This is a genomic window from Pseudomonas sp. LB3P81 (genome assembly GCF_054897965.1).
Window position 1 is genome coordinate 3,800,065 of sequence record NZ_JBUBVG010000001.1, and the last position, 18,736, is coordinate 3,818,800.

Annotated in this window: 17 protein-coding genes; 10 read left to right on the top strand and 7 right to left on the bottom strand. The window is 59.5% G+C overall.

What is annotated here, in order from left to right:
• Positions 1–298: 298 nt before the first annotated feature.
• The gene (locus ACYZTL_RS17535) at positions 299–1,468 is read right to left on the bottom strand and encodes an MFS transporter (RefSeq protein WP_461952845.1); all 1,170 of its coding nucleotides are present in this window, start codon (positions 1,466–1,468) and stop codon (positions 299–301) included.
• Positions 1,469–1,785: 317 nt separating this feature from the next.
• On the opposite strand from ACYZTL_RS17535, the gene ACYZTL_RS17540 reads away from it, so the two are divergent.
• Positions 1,786–2,619: an EamA family transporter gene (locus ACYZTL_RS17540; protein WP_461952846.1), complete on the top strand. Its 834-nt coding sequence runs from the start codon at positions 1,786–1,788 to the stop codon at positions 2,617–2,619.
• A gap of 55 nt (positions 2,620–2,674) precedes the next feature.
• The gene (locus tag ACYZTL_RS17545) at positions 2,675–3,058 is read left to right on the top strand and encodes an MAPEG family protein (protein ID WP_461952847.1); all 384 of its coding nucleotides are present in this window, start codon (positions 2,675–2,677) and stop codon (positions 3,056–3,058) included.
• Between the two features lie 110 nt (positions 3,059–3,168).
• Here the strand turns inward: ACYZTL_RS17545 and mltA are convergent, their stop codons facing one another.
• On the bottom strand, positions 3,169–4,344 hold the full coding sequence (gene mltA / locus ACYZTL_RS17550) for a murein transglycosylase A (RefSeq protein WP_461952848.1): 1,176 nt from the start codon (positions 4,342–4,344) through the stop codon (positions 3,169–3,171).
• Between the two features lie 128 nt (positions 4,345–4,472).
• Here mltA and ACYZTL_RS17555 point away from each other — a divergent pair, with 128 nt between their 5' ends.
• A complete protein-coding gene (locus tag ACYZTL_RS17555; protein WP_461952849.1) occupies positions 4,473–4,922 on the top strand; it encodes a c-type cytochrome in 450 nt (149 codons plus the stop codon).
• Positions 4,923–5,122: 200 nt separating this feature from the next.
• Here ACYZTL_RS17555 and ACYZTL_RS17560 read toward each other — a convergent pair whose 3' ends face one another.
• Both ACYZTL_RS17560 and ligB read right to left on the bottom strand, forming a co-directional pair.
• Positions 5,123–5,518 carry a DUF1090 domain-containing protein gene (locus ACYZTL_RS17560; RefSeq protein ID WP_461952850.1) on the bottom strand — a complete coding sequence of 132 codons (396 nt, stop codon included), beginning with the start codon at positions 5,516–5,518 and terminating at the stop codon, positions 5,123–5,125.
• 90 nt (positions 5,519–5,608) lie between these two features.
• Complete coding sequence (gene ligB / locus ACYZTL_RS17565; RefSeq protein ID WP_461952851.1) at positions 5,609–7,282, bottom strand: NAD-dependent DNA ligase LigB; 1,674 nt, start codon at positions 7,280–7,282, stop codon at positions 5,609–5,611.
• A 221-nt stretch (positions 7,283–7,503) separates the two neighbouring features.
• Between ligB and ACYZTL_RS17570 the strand changes: the two genes are divergently transcribed.
• A complete protein-coding gene (locus ACYZTL_RS17570) occupies positions 7,504–8,532 on the top strand; it encodes an IS110 family RNA-guided transposase (protein ID WP_461950982.1) in 1,029 nt (342 codons plus the stop codon).
• 344 nt (positions 8,533–8,876) lie between these two features.
• Here the strand turns inward: ACYZTL_RS17570 and metK are convergent, their stop codons facing one another.
• The gene (metK, locus tag ACYZTL_RS17575; protein ID WP_461952852.1) at positions 8,877–10,067 is read right to left on the bottom strand and encodes a methionine adenosyltransferase; all 1,191 of its coding nucleotides are present in this window, start codon (positions 10,065–10,067) and stop codon (positions 8,877–8,879) included.
• Between the two features lie 18 nt (positions 10,068–10,085).
• Positions 10,086–11,081, bottom strand: a complete 996-nt coding sequence (locus ACYZTL_RS17580) for an ArsR/SmtB family transcription factor (RefSeq protein ID WP_461952853.1) — start codon at positions 11,079–11,081, stop codon at positions 10,086–10,088.
• A 273-nt stretch (positions 11,082–11,354) separates the two neighbouring features.
• Between ACYZTL_RS17580 and tkt the strand changes: the two genes are divergently transcribed.
• The 6 genes from tkt to fba all read left to right on the top strand — a co-directional run bounded on the left by tkt (position 11,355) and on the right by fba (position 17,729).
• Positions 11,355–13,352, top strand: coding sequence for a transketolase (gene tkt, locus ACYZTL_RS17585; protein ID WP_461952854.1), 1,998 nt, complete (start codon positions 11,355–11,357; stop codon positions 13,350–13,352).
• A gap of 188 nt (positions 13,353–13,540) precedes the next feature.
• Complete coding sequence (gene epd / locus ACYZTL_RS17590; protein WP_461952855.1) at positions 13,541–14,599, top strand: erythrose-4-phosphate dehydrogenase; 1,059 nt, start codon at positions 13,541–13,543, stop codon at positions 14,597–14,599.
• A gap of 26 nt (positions 14,600–14,625) precedes the next feature.
• Complete coding sequence (locus ACYZTL_RS17595) at positions 14,626–15,789, top strand: phosphoglycerate kinase (protein WP_123434681.1); 1,164 nt, start codon at positions 14,626–14,628, stop codon at positions 15,787–15,789.
• A 34-nt stretch (positions 15,790–15,823) separates the two neighbouring features.
• Positions 15,824–16,045 carry a hypothetical protein gene (locus ACYZTL_RS17600; protein ID WP_461952856.1) on the top strand — a complete coding sequence of 74 codons (222 nt, stop codon included), beginning with the start codon at positions 15,824–15,826 and terminating at the stop codon, positions 16,043–16,045.
• Between the two features lie 56 nt (positions 16,046–16,101).
• Positions 16,102–16,431, top strand: a complete 330-nt coding sequence (locus ACYZTL_RS17605) for an MliC family protein (RefSeq protein ID WP_461952857.1) — start codon at positions 16,102–16,104, stop codon at positions 16,429–16,431.
• A gap of 233 nt (positions 16,432–16,664) precedes the next feature.
• On the top strand, positions 16,665–17,729 hold the full coding sequence (gene fba / locus ACYZTL_RS17610) for a class II fructose-bisphosphate aldolase (RefSeq protein WP_461952858.1): 1,065 nt from the start codon (positions 16,665–16,667) through the stop codon (positions 17,727–17,729).
• A 147-nt stretch (positions 17,730–17,876) separates the two neighbouring features.
• Here fba and ACYZTL_RS17615 read toward each other — a convergent pair whose 3' ends face one another.
• Positions 17,877–18,545: a polysaccharide lyase family 7 protein gene (locus ACYZTL_RS17615; RefSeq protein ID WP_461952859.1), complete on the bottom strand. Its 669-nt coding sequence runs from the start codon at positions 18,543–18,545 to the stop codon at positions 17,877–17,879.
• Between the last annotated feature and the right edge of the window lie 191 nt (positions 18,546–18,736).

The window sequence follows — 18,736 nt, forward strand, 5'->3', positions numbered from 1 at the left end:
GGTGTTGGAGATACTGAACATGAGTGCCTCTTCCTTTGAGAGCGGTTGGTGAAGCGACACTGTAGGAGAGTCGAGGGCTTGCGAGAGCACTGTGTATCAATTGGGAACACAACCGCGAAGTCGATTGGTGCAGCGTTTGGCCGTGAGTTGAAAGGCTCTGGTTCGGGTCTTGCAGGCGGCTATTGGAGGGCGGGTCAAGTGCTCTGAGGAATATTCATACAGAGTGCGTCCTGAATGCCTCGAGGTTCACGGTCGATTTCCTGACGGGGTCTGTCCGATGGTTTCATGACCTGCATTGTTAGCCCGACACATTGACCGCATCGGCACCACGCCGTTGCAGATAGATAAAAAACAGCGCTGTCAGCACCGTAAAGCCACTGACCAAGGCACCCGTCCACGGCAAGTCCGCCAGATCCGCGCCGCTGGCAACCACCAGCCCACCGATCCAGGCTCCGGCTGCGTTGCCCAGATTGAATGCACTCTGATTCAACGTCGAACCAAGGTTCGGCGCTTCATGGGCCTGATCGATGATTAGCAGCTGCAAAATCGGACACAGCGCGAAGGCAAAAATCCCCCACAGCACCAGCGTGATCGCCGCCGGAATCACCGAATGGCTGGTCTGAGTAAACGCAGCCAATACGACCACCACCGCCAACGCCATGCCCACCAGCGAAGGCAGCAAACGACTGTCAGCCAAACGGCCACCCAGCATGCTGCCCGCCGTCAGTCCCCCACCAAACAACAGCAACATGATGGTCACGCCATGGGGGCTGACGCCGGTGATGTCCTGCAGGATCGGCGCGATGTAGGTGAACACGCTGAACAGACTGGTCGATGCCAATACGCTCATGCCCAGGGCCAGCAGCACATTGACCTTGCCCAGCACTTTGAACTCGCTGGCCAGGTTGGCCTTGTCCATGGCGATGTCCTTCGGCAACCAGACCCATTGCGCGATGGCGGCAATCACGCCGATCACCGACACCGCCCAGAACGTCGAGCGCCAACCGGCGTATTGCCCGAGCGCGGTGCCCAGCGGCACACCCAGCACATTGGCCAGCGTGAGCCCGGTGAACATCATGGCAATCGCTTGGGCCCGTTTGTTTGGTGCCACCAGACCGGCAGCGACCACCGAACCAATGCCGAAAAACGCGCCGTGGCACAACGCAGTAATCACGCGCGCGGCCATCAGCGTGGCGTAGTTCGGTGCCAGGGCGCAGAGGATGTTGCCGAGGATAAACATCAGCGTCATGCCCAGCAGCGTGGCTTTGCGCGGCATATTGGCGGTGCCGACCGCGAGGATCGGCGCACCGAACACCACGCCCAGGGCGTAGCCGGTGATCAGCAGGCCTGCGTGGGGAATGCTCACGGCGAGGTCGCGAGCGACATCGGGCAGCAAGCCCATGATGACGAATTCAGTGGTGCCGATGCCGAACGCGGCAACAGCGAGGGCAAGCAAAGCGAGTGGCATGCGCAAGGTCTCTGTCGGTAGTCTTGACGCTCTGATCAGGCATACGCATACCGAAGGCCGTTCTCGACGAAAGCGGGCCGGGGCAGAAATTATTGGAATTAGTCTGAGCGCAACTGAGTGCGGCGTGGTCGCTTGCAGTATAAACAGCCGCTGACATAAGGCGAATCAATTCTCTCCCCGGATCCTGTAGGAGCGAGCTTGCTCGCGAAAAACGTCAGGGCAACGCGATCAAGCAGCAGGCACGCGTTTTCGTTGACGTTCATCGCGAGCAAGCTCGCTCCTACAGGAGATTGCGGGGACGACAAAAGGAGTGTGCCGTGCTTGCGACGGCTTTGGTGTTGGTGGCGGCGCTGTTGCATGCAGCGTGGAATACCCTGATTAAATTCAGCGCGGAACGGTTGTTGGTCGTAGCCTGCATGGACACCGTGGCGATGTTGTTTGTCGCCCTGATGCTGCCTTTCGTGACGTTGCCGCCGATTGAAATCTGGCCATGGATCCTGGCGTCGGCGGCGTTCGAGTTGCTCTATCGCTATTTGCTGATTCAGGCCTATCGGGTCGGTGATCTGGGGCTGGTCTATCCATTGATGCGGGGACTGTCGCCGTTGGTGGTGCTGGCACTGACGCTGATCTTTGCCGGAGAAGTGCTGACCCATCAGCAGATCTTCGGAATCCTGCTGATCCCGTTCGGCATGCTGTGCCTGCTGTGGCAGGGCGGTGGCGGCGCACGTTTGCCGTGGTCGATGCTGCCGGTGGTGGCGCTGATCGGTCTGTGCATCGGCTGCTACACCTTTATCGACGGCCAGGCGTTGCGGCGCTGGTCGCATCCGCTGGATTACCTGGTCTGGGTGACGTTGCTCAGCGCCTGGCCGTTTCCGTTACTGGCACAGGTGCGCAAGCGACCGGCGTTCATGCTGTTCTGGCGTGAACAGTGGCGGCTGGGATTGGCGGTCGGGTTTTGCGTGTTGTTCAGCTACGCTCTGGTGCTGTGGGCGATGCAACTGGGTTCGATTGCCGAAGCGGCGGCCTTGCGCGAGATCAGCGTGATTCTGGTGGTGCTGTTTGGCATGCGCTACCTGAAAGAACCTTTCGGCCGGCCACGGCTCCTGGCCTGTGGGCTGGTATTGATCGGTATGTTAGTGATGAAGTTTTGACTGGCTCACTGTCGACGATAGTTCGACGCATGAAACTTGAAGAAGGGATGACTTTATGACGGTTGCTCTGTGGTGCATTTTGATCGCGATTTTCCTGCCTTACCTGTGCACGGGCGTGGCCAAGATCAGTGGCGGTTACAGGCTGAAAGACAACCATGATCCCCGGGACTTTCTCGATTCGCTGGAAGGTTTGGGCAGGCGCGCGCATGCGGCGCAACTGAACAGTTTTGAAATCACCCCGGCGTTCGCTGCGGCGGTGATCGTGGCGCATCTGGCCGGCAACGCCGAGCTGGTGACCATCAATGTGCTGTCGGTTTTGTTTATCACCAGCCGGTTGCTGTACATCATTTGCTACCTGGCGGACTGGCATATTTTGCGGTCGTTGGTGTGGTTTGTGGGGCTGGGGTTGATTGTCAGTTTCTTTGTGGTTTCTGTTTAAGAGCAAAAAATCGCAGGCTGCGCCAGCTCCTACAAGGATCAATGCTCATCCGCGATTTAGCGGCGAGCCTGGTCAATGTAGGAGCTGGCGAAGCCTGCGATCTTTTGACTTTAGAGCTTGTCGGCCACCTGCGGCACTTGCGGCAGCGCCGCGCCTTTGGGCCATAACATCCAGATCTGCCCCTGCTGTTTCATGTCTCCGGCTAATTGCCCGGCCGCTTCCCCGGTGCCCCAGAACAGATCCGCCCGAACTTCACCGGCAATCGCGCCGCCGGTGTCCTGGGCTGCCACCGGGCGAACCAGCGCCGTGCCGTCGGGCCGCGTTGTGGATAACCACATCAGACTGCCCAGTGGAATCACTTTGCGGTCCACTGCGGCGCTATAACCTGCGGTCAATGGAACATTCAGCGAGCCGCGAGGGCCTTCGTTGCTGTCCGGGTTGCGAGTGAAGAACACATAGCTGGGGTTGCTGCCGAGCAGTTCCGGGATGCGCGTCGGATTGGCCTTGGCCCAGTTGCTGATCGCACCCATGGTCACGTCGTCTTTTTTCAGCTCGCCTTGTTCCACCAGCCAGCGGCCGATCGGTCGATAGGGATGGCCATTCTGGTCGGCATAGGCGATACGCAATTGGCGGCCGTCATTGAGCTGGATGCGACCGGAGCCCTGGATTTGCAGGAATTGCAGATTCATCGGGTCGGTCAGCCACGCGACCACCGGCGCCTTGACCCCTTTGGTTTCAATCGTTGCCGCATCGTCGTAAGGCTTGAGCACGCGACCTTCGAGTCGTCCGCGCAGGCGTTTGCCTTTGAGCTCCGGGTAAATGCTGTCCAGGGAGACGATGATCATGTCCTCGGGCACGCCATACACCGGGATGTTCGCCACGGCGGTCTGGGTCAGGCTGCCGGGGTAGACCGGTTCGTAGTAACCGGTGATCAACCCGTTGGGGTTGTCGTTGGCGGCACGCAGTCCGTAGACGTCGAGGTTCTGTTTGAGGAAGCCGCGAATGTCGTTGGCGGTTTGCGGCACCTTGGCGGCAGCGGCGCAGGTCGAGCCCCAGACCGGATCGGCCTTGAGTCGGGTGCAGGCGCTGCGCCACGAGCCGAAACCGGCGACCAGATCGTTATCGGACACTGCCGGCAGTGCTTCCCAGGTGGCGCTGGAATATGTCGCCAGTGCGTGGGTTTTCGGTTTGTTGTTGTCACCACCACCGGTGCAGCCTGCGAGCACGGCCACTATCGGGAGGGTCCAGGCGAGGCGATGACGCCAGGCCTTGAAACGGCTGTTCATGGAGTAATTCCTTTGCCGGTTGCCTGAGTGCTCCCTGCGCTCGAACAACCCGTATTGATAATAGGGCTATTGGTCTTTGTCGGTGACGCGAGGATACTGGCCGCCGTTTCCCGTGACCTGAAGCCACCATGACATTTAAAAGACTTTCTGTTGTATTGCTGGCCTGCCTGACCTTGTCCGCGTGCGGCGGTGTCGATCCGAATTCGCCGCTGGGTCAGCGCAAGGCGATCTTCAAGCAAATGCTCAAGACCGGCGAAGACCTGGGCGGCATGTTGCGCGGCCGCATTCCATTCGACGGTCCGAAGTTCGCTGACGGCGCGGTGAAGCTCGATGCACTGTCCCATGAGCCGTGGAAACATTTCCCGCCAGTGCGCGAAGAAGATCACAGCAGCGCCAGGAACGATGTCTGGCAGCAGCAGGCACGCTTTCAGGACATGGCCCGCACCCTTGAAGCCGCCACCGGTGAACTGGTGATTGCCAGCAAGGTCCAGCCTTACAAGGCCAGTAACCTCGGGCCGGCGGTGCAGAAAGTCGAAGATGCCTGCGGTGCGTGCCATAAAGAGTTTCGGGATCATTGATTCTCGGATGTGGACTGGGCGAGCCTTGATGCGCAATTGTAATGTGGCGAGGGAGCTTGCTCCCGCTGGGCTGCGAAGCGGCCCTAAAACCATTCAGCCGAGTTTCGTCAGCTGTATTCTGCGATCCGGATTACGACGGCTTCGCCGCCGAACGGGAGCAAGCTCCCTCGCCACAAAAGTTCGCTCGCTAATCCGGCGGATTACTTATCCAGCTCATCCAGTGCGTCCTGCAATTCCTTGCGGGACTCGGCGAGTTTGTCTTTGCGCTTGTTGATCCTCTCGGGATCGCCTTTCTTCATGGCTTTGTCCAGGTCGGCCTGACGCTGACTGACTTCATGCCTGGCATCGAGGACCTTGTTCTCCCGTTCCTTTTTCAGCGAGGCGTCAGTGCAATGAGCGGTGACTTCGCTAAGGGCCGTTTCCAGGCCCGCCTGCTGATCGGCGTTGCCGTGGGACTTGGCCAGATCGATCTGGTTGATGATGCCCTGTTTCTTGGCGGCGCAACCGGTCAGGCCCGGGGCCTCTTCGGCGGCCATCAGCGGAGCGGCCATCACACCGCAAAAAGCCAGCAGGGCGAGTGGCGAAAGAAATTTCATAAAAGCTCCATATGCAAGTGCAATCGTGGCGATGGGCGTTTGAGCCCGTCGGCACCTTTGGGTTCCCAGGCGGGCGAGCAATCGCGGTTGCTAAAAACCGTCGATCCCCGCTGCGCGTAATGTGTCACTCAAGGCCAGGACCTGTGGGTCGCGGAAGAATGCGCTCAATTGCGCCGCACGTCCCGGGCCGATGCCGGCTTCGGCCTGCCATTGTTCGGTGTTTCGTTGTGCCAGTGCCTGCCATGAATCGACAAGCTGCGCCTGGCCGGTCGGGGGTAATCCCAGGGCTTTGAGCCAGCGAACAAAAGGACGTTGGCGGGCGCTGTTGAAACTGTTTAATAGACGAGTCGTGCTGCGCTCGCCGAAGCCGTCAATGTTAGCAAGCTCTTGAGCATCGAGGGTCAGCCAATCCAGCAGGCCGTTCAGACGGCCTGTTACGAGAAGTTTCTCCCAAGTGCCGGGACCGACATGAGGCAAGGCCAGCCCTTGCTTGCCACTGAGCCAGGCCAGCCGTGCGAGGAATTGGCTTTCGCAACCTGACGTCGGCTGCCAGCAACTCAGAGGATGAAAGTCGGCTGCCAACGGTATGTTTAATTCGGCGCGTTCGGCGGCGCGAAGAACGACGCCGTCGAGCCTGGGAATGGTCAGCCCCGCTAGGCTGATGGACACCTGATCGCCGGGGCGGATATCCAGTTCCTCCCAGCGTCGCAGGGAGCTGACGCTCACGCGTTTTATCTGCCGGTCATCGAGCGTCACCGGTTTCAGTTCCAGCACCGGTGTGATCCGTCCGGTACGACCGACCTTGAAATCGACTTTTTTCACCTCGGCCAGCGCTTGGGCGAAAGGGTACTTCCAGGCGACGGCCCAGTAAGGCGTTTTCGCCTGCCAGCGTTCGGCCGAGGGGCGCTGGCTCTGGCGCAAAACGACACCGTCGCTGGCAAAGGGCAATGGCGAGCGATACCAGTGATCGCGCCAGCGTTCGGCATCGGCAAACGTCTGGACCGGCTGACTGAAAGGCGCCGTGCCTGGCAAACCCAGTTCATCCAGAGCGGCATTGCGAGCGGGCAAACTAACCGGGCCTTGTGGCCAATCCCAGATAAACAGCCCGATGCCGGCGGCTTGTCCGGGGGGGAGTTCCTTGCGGGCCATCAGACCCGCCACGATGGACCGGGCATTGAGACTGCCGGCTGTGGCTTGTACATGATCGGTCAGGCGCCAATAAAGTTCGCCTTGAACCAGCAAGTCCCGCGGTTGTGACAATTGCTGGGGGATGGCGGGGATAAGTTGTGCTGAGGCAGTCCAGTCCTGCCCATGTAAACCGTCACCGCGACTGATTGCCTGGTGCAGCACACCGTTGCGATAGATCAGCGTCACGGCCACGCCGTCGACTTTCGGTTGAATCCAGATGTCTTCGCGATCGCGCAGCCAGGTTTCGACCGCACGGCCATCACGCAGTTTTTCCAGGCCTGTGTGGGCGATGGGGTGGGCGATCTTGCCGCCGGCTGTGCGCAGGGGCTCGGGCGTCGGGCCCAAGTCAAAACACTCACGCCATTCGGTCAGCCATGCACGGGACTGATCGTAGAGTTCGTCGGCGACCAATGAACGGCCACGGCGGTGATAACTGTCGTCCCAAATGTCGATTTGTTTTTGCAGGGCTGTGATTTCGTCGAGAGCGCGGGCGGGTGGCCAGTCGGGACAATCTGCAGCGTTTGAGATTGAGTAGATCAAGGTCAGGAAGAAAACAGAAAACAGGCGCAGAAGCATGGTGAGCGTCCTTGCTCGGGGGGATGCTTTCAAGGTTAGTCAGCTTTCTGGCTTCGGCAGCGAGGATGTTTTTCGGTGTGTTTCGACACAGGAAGGTCAAAAGATCGCAGCCTTCGGCAGCTCCTACAGTGATTTGGCGCTCACCTAATGAAATGGCTACCCCCACCGCCCCCTGTGATCGCCCACTAACCTTCACAGGGGGCTCATCGGAGATCATTGCCATGAACAACGTAGCTATCGCCGCCATCGACCTGGGAAAACATACCTTTCACCTGCATGCGCAAGATGATCGCGGCCATGAGCTTTACCGTAAAAAATTTACGCGGGTGGCGCTCACGCAGCACCTCGCAAATCTCGCGCCCTGCACCGTCGTGATGGAAGCCTGTGGCGGCGCCCACTTCATGGCGCAAGAGGTCGCCAGGCTCGGGCATACACCCAAGCTCATTGCCCCTCATCTGGTGCGTCCTTACGTAAAAAGCAACAAAAACGACTTCGCTGATGCCGAAGCGATCTGCGAGGCGGCGACCCGGCCCACGATGCGTTTTGTACCACCCAAAACCCAAGCCCAGCAGGCGCTGGCCATGGCCAATTCGCTACGTGAGTCGTTCATTAAAGACCGCACGGCGACCGTCAATCGGATTCACGCCGCCCTGCTGGAGGTGGGCGTCAGTCTCGCCGCCGGCTTCAAAGCCATCAAAGAGCTTCCAGCGTTGCTTGAGGTGAGTTCATTTTCTGAACGCATCAAGAAAAATCTGATGCTGCTGCATGGGCACTTCAATTACCTGGATGGGCAGGTCAAAGCGCTGGATAAAGACGTGGAATGCCAGGCCGCTGAAGATGATCTGGCGGCGCGTTTGATGACCATGCCGTGTGTCGGCCCGATCACCTCCAGCGCCCTGGCTGCCGAGCTCGGTGATGGCAAGCAGTTCAAATGCGGGCGCGGCTATGCGGCCTCCATCGGATTGGTGCCCAAACAACATTCCACGGGCGACAAAACCGTGCTGCTGGGTATCAGCAAACGTGGCGATCGAAACCAGCGACGCCTGCTCATCCAGTGCGCCCGCGTGTACTTGATACAGCTGGATCGACAAAAAGGCGCTTTGGCGGACTGGGTCCGCCAGCTCTTGGCGTCCCGCCATCACTCCAACCTTGTGGTCTGTGCGTTGGCCAACAAGCTGGCCCGAATCGCTTGGGCGATTGCAGCCCACCACACTGAATTCGATGCGGGGCCAGCCGCGATGAACGCCTGACCCCGCTGTCACCCGAGCACCACCCACCTGGTTTTGCGATGCTGGATAACTGATGACGTGAACGGCCAACCGGCCTGACGACAACCCTGGGCTCCTACACGGCTGAAAGGCCGTTCCACTAATTAGGGTCGTTGGGCATCGATTCTCATCGAGGCGCGGGGACACCCCCCCACTCAGACGCCGGATAGATGAAAGCAAGCCAAACACGTATCAAAAACAGTATTGCAGAAAAGGGGGTAACCATAGATGTAGGAGCTGCCGAAGGCTGCGATCTTTTGAATTTCGGGCAATAAAAAGCCCCGCACGGCGAACCGTGCAGGGCTTTTGGTACCGCTGGGGAAGTCTTACAGACCGGCAGCCAGACGCAGGTCGTCGGCGCGGTCGGTTTTTTCCCAGGTGAACGTGGTGAAGGTGTCTTCGCCCACAGTCTTGGTGCCCGGAGTGCGACCGAAGTGGCCGTACGCCGCGGTTTCCTGGTACATCGGGTGCAGCAGGTCGAGCATGGTGGTGATTGCGTATGGACGCAGGTCGAACACTTCGCGAACCAGTTTGACGATTTTGTCGTCGCTGATTTTGCCGGTGCCGAAGGTGTTCAACGAGATCGAAGTCGGTTGAGCAACACCGATCGCGTAGGAAACCTGAATCTCGCAACGCTCGGCCAGGCCGGCAGCGACGATGTTTTTGGCCACGTAACGACCGGCGTAGGCGGCCGAACGGTCAACCTTCGATGGATCCTTACCGGAGAACGCGCCGCCGCCGTGACGGGCCATGCCGCCGTAGCTGTCGACGATGATCTTGCGACCGGTCAGACCGCAGTCACCCACCGGGCCACCGATGATGAACTGGCCGGTCGGGTTGATGTGGAACTGGGTGTCTTTGGTCAGCAGGTCGGCAGGCAGTACGTGCTTGACGATCAGCTCCATCACGCCTTCGCGCAGGTCTTTGTACGACACGTCAGGGTTGTGCTGGGTCGACAGTACAACGGCGTCGATACCGACAACCTTGCCGCCTTCGTAACGGCAAGTCACTTGCGACTTGGCGTCCGGGCGCAGCCAAGGCAGCAGACCGGATTTACGGGCTTCGGCCTGGCGCTGAACCAGTTGGTGCGAGAAGGTGATCGGCGCTGGCATCAGCACGTCGGTTTCGTTGCTGGCGTAGCCGAACATCAGGCCCTGGTCGCCGGCGCCCTGATCTTCAGGCTTGGCGCGGTCAACACCCTGGTTGATGTCTGGGGACTGCTTGCCGATGATGTTCATCACGCCGCAGGTCGCACCGTCGAAGCCGACATTGGAGCTGTTGTAGCCGATGTCGAGAATCACGTTACGGACGATGTCTTCCAGGTCGACCCAGGCCGACGTGGTGACTTCACCTGCGATGATTGCAACGCCGGTTTTCACCAGCGTCTCGCACGCCACACGGGCGAACTTGTCTTCAGCAATGATGGCGTCCAGCACCGCATCGGAAATCTGGTCGGCGATTTTGTCCGGGTGCCCTTCGGACACGGACTCGGAGGTGAAGAGGGAGTATTCGCTCATCTCGATTTTTTCCTGAATTTACCGATGGTGAGTGTCGCCAGCCGGTCGCTGAAAATGGCGGACCTGAATCTGGAAACCATTACGTAAGCCTACATAGAGGCTTTCCCCGGGAACGAGTCCCGCAGCGGTGGCCCAACGGGCCAAATCGTCCTGTTCAAACCCCAACCAGAGATCACCGCAGGCCTCCCTGGCCCAACTCTGGTTGTGGCTACATAACTCTGTCACGAGCAGGCTACCGCCCGGTTGCAGCAAATTGGCCATGTGCTTGAGCGCATCGGCCGGCGCGGCAAAGTGGTGCAGCACCATGTTCAGTACAACGCAATCGGCCTTGAGGCTCACACCATTCAATGCATCGGCCAGTTGCAGGCTGACGTTAGCCAGCGTTTCACGTTCGCAGACCTGGCGCGCCAGTTCGAGCATCGCCGTGCTGTTGTCCAGCGCCGTGACGTGGGTGAAGCGGCGCGCCAGTTCCGGCAGAAAAGCGCCGTCGCCAGGGCCGACTTCAATGGCCGTGGCCCCTTCACTGAAGCTCAGTTTGTCGAGCAAGGCCACCACGCTTTCGCGGTACTGCGGCAGGCCGGCAATCAAGTCTTGCTGGGCGCGAAACTTCTCCGCCACCCGTGAGAAAAAATCCTGACTGGCCGCCGCGCGTTGCCCGTGTACCTGACCGATCCTCGACCGCACGTCGGCCGGCAGGGTCAGGTTGTCCACTTCTTCGAGCAGCGCGGCGTGCAACTTGCCGCCCAACAGATCGGTGTGGGGCAGGGCGCGACGGTAAAAAATCGCATTGCCTTCACGACGCGTCGCCACCAGGTCGGCCTGGGCCAGCACCTTGAGGTGATGACTCATGCCCGATTGGCCGATGCCGAAGATCTGCGCCAGTTCCAGTACGCCGAACGAATCGTTGGCCAGCGCGCGCAATACATTCAGCCGCAGAGGATCGCCGCCGGCCTTGCACAGGGCCGCCAGCTCATCGCACTCGTCATGTTGAATGGAAGGCACGCGTAAATTCATAGTGCCAGCAGTCTAGTGATGGTCAGAAATCCCTGCAAGAGCAATATCAAAAAGTTTTGATATTGCTCGATAGATGGCACTTCTAGGGGAAAGGGTCACTCTACAAATCGTCAGCGGAAAGGTTTCACCAGGCGAATGCGACTTTATCCACCGGAAAAACGCCCTCAGATGACTATCTGTCATTGCCCCGAGGCGGGTCGGTGAGGGAAAATGCTCGCCTTTTTTCCGTTTCGTTTTATTCACTCTCGATTCAATATCCGCAGGAGAACAGCGATGCCCAGCCGTCGTGAGCGTGCCAACGCCATTCGTGCCCTCAGCATGGATGCCGTGCAAAAAGCCAACAGCGGCCATCCCGGTGCCCCTATGGGTATGGCGGATATCGCCGAAGTACTTTGGCGTGACTACCTGAAGCACAACCCGAGCAATCCATCGTTCGCCGACCGTGACCGCTTCGTGCTGTCCAACGGTCACGGCTCGATGCTGATCTACTCGTTGCTGCACCTGACCGGCTACGACCTGTCGATCGATGACCTGAAAAACTTCCGCCAGCTGCACAGCCGCACCCCGGGTCACCCGGAACTCGGCTACACCCCAGGCGTTGAAACCACTACCGGTCCACTGGGTCAGGGCCTGGCCAACGCCGTGGGTTTCGCCTTGGCAGAAAAAGTCCTGGCGGCGCAGTTCAACCGTCCGGGCCACAACGTTGTCGATCACCACACCTACGTGTTCCTGGGTGATGGCTGCATGATGGAAGGCATTTCCCACGAAGTTGGCTCTCTGGCCGGTACTTTGGGTCTGGGCAAACTGATCGCCTTCTACGATGACAACGGCATCTCCATCGACGGCGAAGTCGAAGGCTGGTTCACAGACGACACGCCAAAGCGTTTCGAAGCCTACAACTGGCAAGTGATCCGCAACGTCGACGGTCATGACCCGGAAGAGATCAAGATCGCCATCGACACTGCACGCAAAAGCGCGCAGCCGACCCTGATCTGCTGCAAGACCACCATCGGTTTCGGTTCGCCGAACAAGCAAGGTAAAGAAGACTGCCACGGTGCCCCATTGGGTGACGCGGAAATCGCTCTGACCCGTGAAGCGTTGAAGTGGAACCACGGTCCGTTCGAAATCCCGGCCAACATCTATGCCGAGTGGGACGCCAAGGAAGCCGGTCGCGCAGTCGAAGCCGAGTGGGATCAGCGTTTCGCTGCTTACTCCGCGGCTTTCCCTGAGCTGGCCAACGAGCTGATCCGTCGTCTGAGCGGCGAACTGCCGGCTGACTTCGCTGAAAAAGCTTCTGCTTATATCGCTGAAGTCGCGGCCAAGGGCGAAACCATCGCCAGCCGTAAAGCCAGCCAGAACGCACTGAACGCCTACGGCCCGATGCTGCCGGAATTCCTCGGCGGCTCCGCTGACCTGGCCGGTTCCAACCTGACCCTGTGGAAAGGTTGCAAAGGTGTCACCGCCGACGACGCCAGCGGCAACTACGTGTACTACGGCGTTCGCGAGTTCGGCATGAGCGCGATCATGAACGGCGTGGCTCTGCACGGCGGTCTGGTGCCTTACGGCGCGACCTTCCTGATGTTCATGGAATACGCCCGTAATGCCGTGCGCATGGCTTCGCTGATGAAGCAGCGCGTGCTGTTCGTCTACACCCACGACTCTATCGGTCTGGGCGAAGACGGCCCGACTCACCAGCCGATCGAGCAACTGACCAGCCTGCGCAGCACGCCGAACCTCGACACCTGGCGTCCAGCCGATGCCGTTGAATCGGCAGTGGCCTGGAAGTTCGCCCTGGAGCGCAACGACGGTCCTTCGGCCTTGATCTTCTCGCGTCAGAACCTGCAGCACCAAACCCGCAATGCGATTCAGATCGAAGAGATCTCCCGTGGCGGTTACGTGCTGAAGGACTGCGCAGGCGAGCCTGAGCTGATCCTGATCTCCACCGGTTCGGAAGTGGGCCTGGCGGTTCAGGCTTACGACAAACTGACCGAGCAGGGTCGCAAGGTGCGCGTTGTTTCGATGCCTTGCACCAGCGTGTTCGATGCCCAGGACGCCGGTTACAAGCAATCGGTTCTGCCGTTGCAGGTCAGCGCCCGTATCGCCATCGAAGCCGCTCACGCGGACTACTGGTACAAGTACGTGGGCCTGGAAGGTCGCGTCATCGGCATGACCACCTACGGCGAGTCGGCGCCTGCGCCAGCCTTGTTCGAAGAGTTCGGCTTCACCCTGGAAAACATCCTGGGTCAGGCTGAAGAGCTGCTGGAAGACTAAAACACAACGCGGTGGCCCTGGCCACCGCGATCCCTGTAGGAGCTGCCGAGAGAAACGAGGCTGCGATCTTTTGATCCTGATCTTCAAAAACAAGATCAAAAGATCGCAGCCTCGTTTCTCTCGGCAGCTCCTACAGTGGTTTTGTGTTGTTAACGAGAATTCGTCTGCCTGCGTCTATCGAGAACCCCATGCCTCAACCGCGTCCCTACAAAGTTGCACTCAACGGCTACGGCCGGATTGGTCGTTGCGTCTTGCGTGCGTTGTTCGAGCGAGGCGAGAAAGCGGGGTTTGAGATTGTCGCGATCAACGATCTGGCGGACATGGCCAGCATCGAATACCTGACACGCTTCGACTCCACGCACGGGCGTTTTCCCGGCGAGGTGAAGGTCGACGGCGATTGTCTGCATATTAATGGCGACTGCGTGAAGGTCCTGCGCAGTGCCACCCCCGAAGGCATCGATTGGGCGTCGCTCGGCGTCGATCTGGTGCTGGAGTGCTCCGGCGCTTATCACACCCGCGAAGATGGCCAGCGCTTCCTCGACGCCGGCGCCCCGCGTGTGCTGTTTTCCCAGCCGATGGCCAGCGAGGCGGATGTCGACGCCACCATCGTCTACGGCGTGAACCAGGATTGCCTGACCGGCGAAGAACTGCTGGTGTCCAACGCCTCCTGCACCACCAACTGCGGCGTGCCGTTGTTGCGCCTGCTGGATCAGGCCATTGGTCTGGAATACGTGTCGATCACCACCATCCACTCGGCGATGAACGATCAGCCCGTCATTGACGCCTATCATCACGAAGACCTGCGCCGCACCCGTTCGGCGTTTCAGTCGGTGATCCCGGTGTCCACTGGTCTGGCGCGCGGCATTGAACGCCTGTTGCCGGAACTTGCCGGGCGAATTCAGGCCAAAGCCGTGCGGGTGCCGACGGTGAACGTGTCTTGCCTCGACATTACGATGCAGACCGTGAGCGATACCGACGCCACCGAGGTCAACCGGATTCTGCGCGAGGCTGCCACCAGCGGCCCGCTCAAAGGCCTTCTGGCCTACACCGAGTTGCCTCACGCCAGCTGTGATTTCAACCATGACCCACATTCGGCGATCGTCGATGCCAGTCAGACCCGAGTTTCCGGCCCGCGGCTGGTGAACATCCTGGCCTGGTTCGACAACGAATGGGGTTTTGCCAACCGAATGCTGGACGTTGCGGATCACTATCTGCAATCAGCTACTTCAAAAAAACCTGCTCTCTAAGAACAGCTATTCAGGAATTGCGACCCATGACCGTGTTGAAGATGTCCGACCTCGATCTGCAAGGTAAGCGCGTACTGATCCGCGAAGACCTCAACGTCCCAGTCAAGGACGGTGTTGTCACCAGCGATGCGCGTATCCTGGCCTCGCTGCCGACCATCAAGCTGGCCTTGGAAAAAGGCGCGGCCGTGATGGTCTGCTCGCACCTTGGCCGTCCGACCGAAGGCGAGTTCTCGGCTGAAAACAGCCTCAAGCCTGTCGCCGACTACCTAAGCAAGGCCCTGGGCCGCGAAGTGCCGCTGGTTGCCGATTACCTGGGCGGCGTTGACGTGAAGGCCGGCGACATCGTCCTGTTCGAAAACGTACGCTTCAACAAAGGCGAGAAAAAGAACGCTGACGAACTGGCCCAACAGTACGCCGCCCTGTGCGACGTATTCGTGATGGACGCCTTCGGCACCGCTCACCGCGCCGAGGGTTCGACCCATGGCGTGGCCAAGTTTGCCAAAGTCGCCGCTGCTGGCCCGCTGCTGGCCGCTGAACTGGACGCACTGGGCAAAGCCCTGGGCGCCCCGGCGCAACCAATGGCGGCCATCGTTGCCGGCTCCAAGGTCTCGACCAAGCTCGACGTGCTGAACAGCCTGAGCCAGATCTGCAACCAGCTGATCGTCGGCGGCGGCATTGCCAACACCTTCCTGGCCGCTGCCGGTCATCCAGTCGGCAAGTCCCTGTACGAACCGGACCTGCTGGACACCGCTCGCGAAATCGCCGCGAAAGTCAGCGTGCCGCTGCCGGTCGACGTTGTCGTCGCCAAGGAATTCGCTGAAAGCGCCACCGCAACCGTCAAGCTGATTGCCGACGTGGCCGCCGACGACATGATCCTGGACATCGGCCCACAGACCGCGGCGAATTTCGCCGAGCTGTTGAAGTCGTCCAAGACCATCCTGTGGAACGGCCCGGTGGGCGTGTTCGAATTCGACCAGTTCGGTAACGGCACCAAAGTGTTGGCCCAGGCCATCGCGGAAAGCTCGGCGTTCTCCATCGCGGGCGGCGGCGACACTCTGGCGGCCATCGACAAGTACGGCGTCGCCGAGCAGATCTCCTACATTTCTACCGGCGGCGGCGCGTTCCTTGAATTCGTCGAAGGCAAAGTGTTGCCGGCGGTGGAAGTCCTGGAAAGCCGGGCCAAGGCCTGAGGTCGCTGATTTGACCAGGAAAGGGAGTGTTCAGATGGTCAAGGCGCTAGCGCTGTTGATCGTTGCGGGTTCGCTGGCGGCTTGCGGGAGTAACCCGAAAGCCAAGCCGGAACCCGCACCACAATCGGTGGAAAAAGGCTGCTACCAGGCTGACTGGCAAGCGGAAACCAACCCGGTGATCAACAAGCGTTCCGGGCCTGATGGTCTGGACAAATACGAAACACAGACACCCGCCAAGGAACATGGTTGCCCTTGACGGGTCTGACTCCTTACTCAGGGCTGGCGGCGTGCGCTGTCAGCCGAGGAACACGGATGAAAGGTTTTATCGCCATTACGGCGCTGGCACTGCTGGCAGGTTGCTCGAATTTCAACCTGTTCAAGCCTGCCGAATCGACGGACACCTGGACCACCTGGACCTGCGACAGCCAGGCCAAAGTGCTCTGGCGCTACACTGACGACAGCCGCAAGGCCGTCGACGTGCGCCTCGGCGGGGCCGATCAGGTCTACCGCCTGAAGCTTGAGCCGGGCGCGGAAGGTTCGCTGTACAGCAACGACATGTTGGCGTTTCACGTAAAAGGTGAGGAAGGCCTGGTGTACTGGGTCGCCACCAACGATTTGATCGGCCGCGGCTGTCACCTGTAGGAGCGAGCCTGCTCGCGATGATCGTTAACGATAACGCTGGGTGCCTGAATGCCCGCGTTGTCTGGGCCACCATCGCGAGCAGGCTCGCTCCTACAGGGGCCGGTGTTTTCAGGACTGATGCATTACCAAATTCGCAGGGCGGGCTTTACCCCCGATCTGCAAAAACTTGAATAGCCGCCGCCGCTCCGGCAGGCTGGCACGATTAACGACCCAAACCGGGAGAGACACACACAATGGCACTTATCAGCATGCGCCAGATGCTGGACCACGCAGCCGAGTTCGGCTACGGCGTTCCAGCCTTCAACGTCAACAACCTTGAGCAGATGCGCGCCATCATGGAAGCCGCTGACAAGACTGACTCCCCGGTGATCGTCCAGGCTTCGGCCGGTGCTCGCAAATACGCCGGCGCGCCGTTCCTGCGTCACCTGATCCTCGCGGCAATCGAAGAATTCCCGCACATCCCGGTGTGCATGCACCAGGACCACGGCACCAGCCCTGACGTCTGCCAGCGCTCCATTCAACTGGGCTTCAGCTCGGTGATGATGGACGGTTCCCTGGGCGAAGACGGCAAGACCCCGACCGACTACGACTACAACGTCCGCGTTACCCAACAAACCGTAGCCCTGGCTCACGCTTGCGGCGTTTCGGTAGAAGGCGAGCTGGGCTGCCTGGGTTCGCTGGAAACCGGCATGGCCGGTGAAGAAGACGGTATCGGCGCCGAAGGCGTTCTGGACCACAGCCAGATGCTGACCGACCCGGAAGAAGCCGCTGACTTCGTCAAACGCACCCAGGTCGACGCCCTGGCCATCGCCATCGGCACCAGCCACGGCGCGTACAAGTTCACCAAGCCGCCTACCGGCGACGTGCTGGCCATCGACCGCATCAAGGAAATCCACAAACGCATCCCGAACACCCACCTGGTGATGCACGGTTCGTCTTCGGTTCCGCAAGAGTGGCTGGCGATCATCAACCAGTACGGCGGCGACATCAAAGAAACCTACGGCGTACCGGTTGAAGAAATCGTCGAAGGCATCAAGCACGGCGTGCGCAAGGTCAACATCGACACCGACCTGCGTTTGGCGTCCACCGGTGCTATGCGTCGTCTGATGGCTACCAACCCGAGTGAGTTCGACCCACGTAAATTCTTCGGCGCGACCGTGACGGCGATGCGCGACGTGTGTATCGCTCGTTATGAAGCTTTCGGTACTGCCGGTAATGCTTCGAAGATCAAGGCGATCTCTCTGGAAGCGATGTATCAGCGTTATCTGAAGGGTGAGTTGAACGCTAAGGTGAACTAAGCCTTCAGAGTTTGAGTTGCACAAAAAACCCGCAGAAATGCGGGTTTTTTGTGGGCGCAAGATCAAAAGATCGCAGCCTTCGGCAGCTCCTACAGGACTTGCATCTGACCAATGTAGGAGCTGCCGCAGGCTGCGATCTTTTGCCGTTTACTTGTCGTGATCAATATCCAGCTTGCTGAACGTCACTTTCCCGCCTTCACTGGTGTACCCGGTGTTGTCCTGCACATAAACCCCGGCCTTGAAGTACAGCGGCTTAACGCGCCACGTGGCACTGATGTTGGTGTCCCACTGATAACCCGCCGCACTGATACCCAGCGCGCCACCAGGGCTGAGGTGGATGAGGTAGGAAAACTCCTGATCCAGTTTCACGCCGGTAGCGATGGTGATCACCCGCCCTTCGCCATCATCAGGGTGCATGCGCACCTTGGCGACGATGTTGCCCGTCTTGGTACTGGTCTTGTATTGATACTCGACCTTCACCATGGGCTTCTGGCTTTCATAGGCGTGGATCTGGCCGATGACGATTTTGCCCGAGCTCGGCACCTGGTTCACCGCCAGGGTGGCGCGCAGGAAGTTGTCGGCGTCCGGGTAGTACCAGTTTTTCAGGGTGCCGTTGCTGTAGGTTTCCCGCAGTTCGGTGCGCGGATATTTCGCGTTTTCAGTTTTCGTGCCGGTCACCGGGGCCCAGAAAAACAGCGTGCCGGTGTCGGAATGGAAGTATTGATCCTTGAAGCCATTCACCAGTTTGGCTGTTTCAACGGTGTACGGCGGGTTGCCGACGGGAACACTGAGGTTCCAGGATGCGAGATCGATCATAGGCAAAAGCTTCCACGGATTTTTGCGGCACGGACGTACCAGAAGCTCTAGCACGTGCCTTGGAGGCGGTCTTTATAAGCGTTGAAGGCTATTTTGTTAACGTCTGTCTGACAAATGGATGACGTCAAAATCCTTTTAAAAGGCCATCACTCCCGTTTTTAGAGGCCTGTAGAGGTGACCGTTAGTCGGCA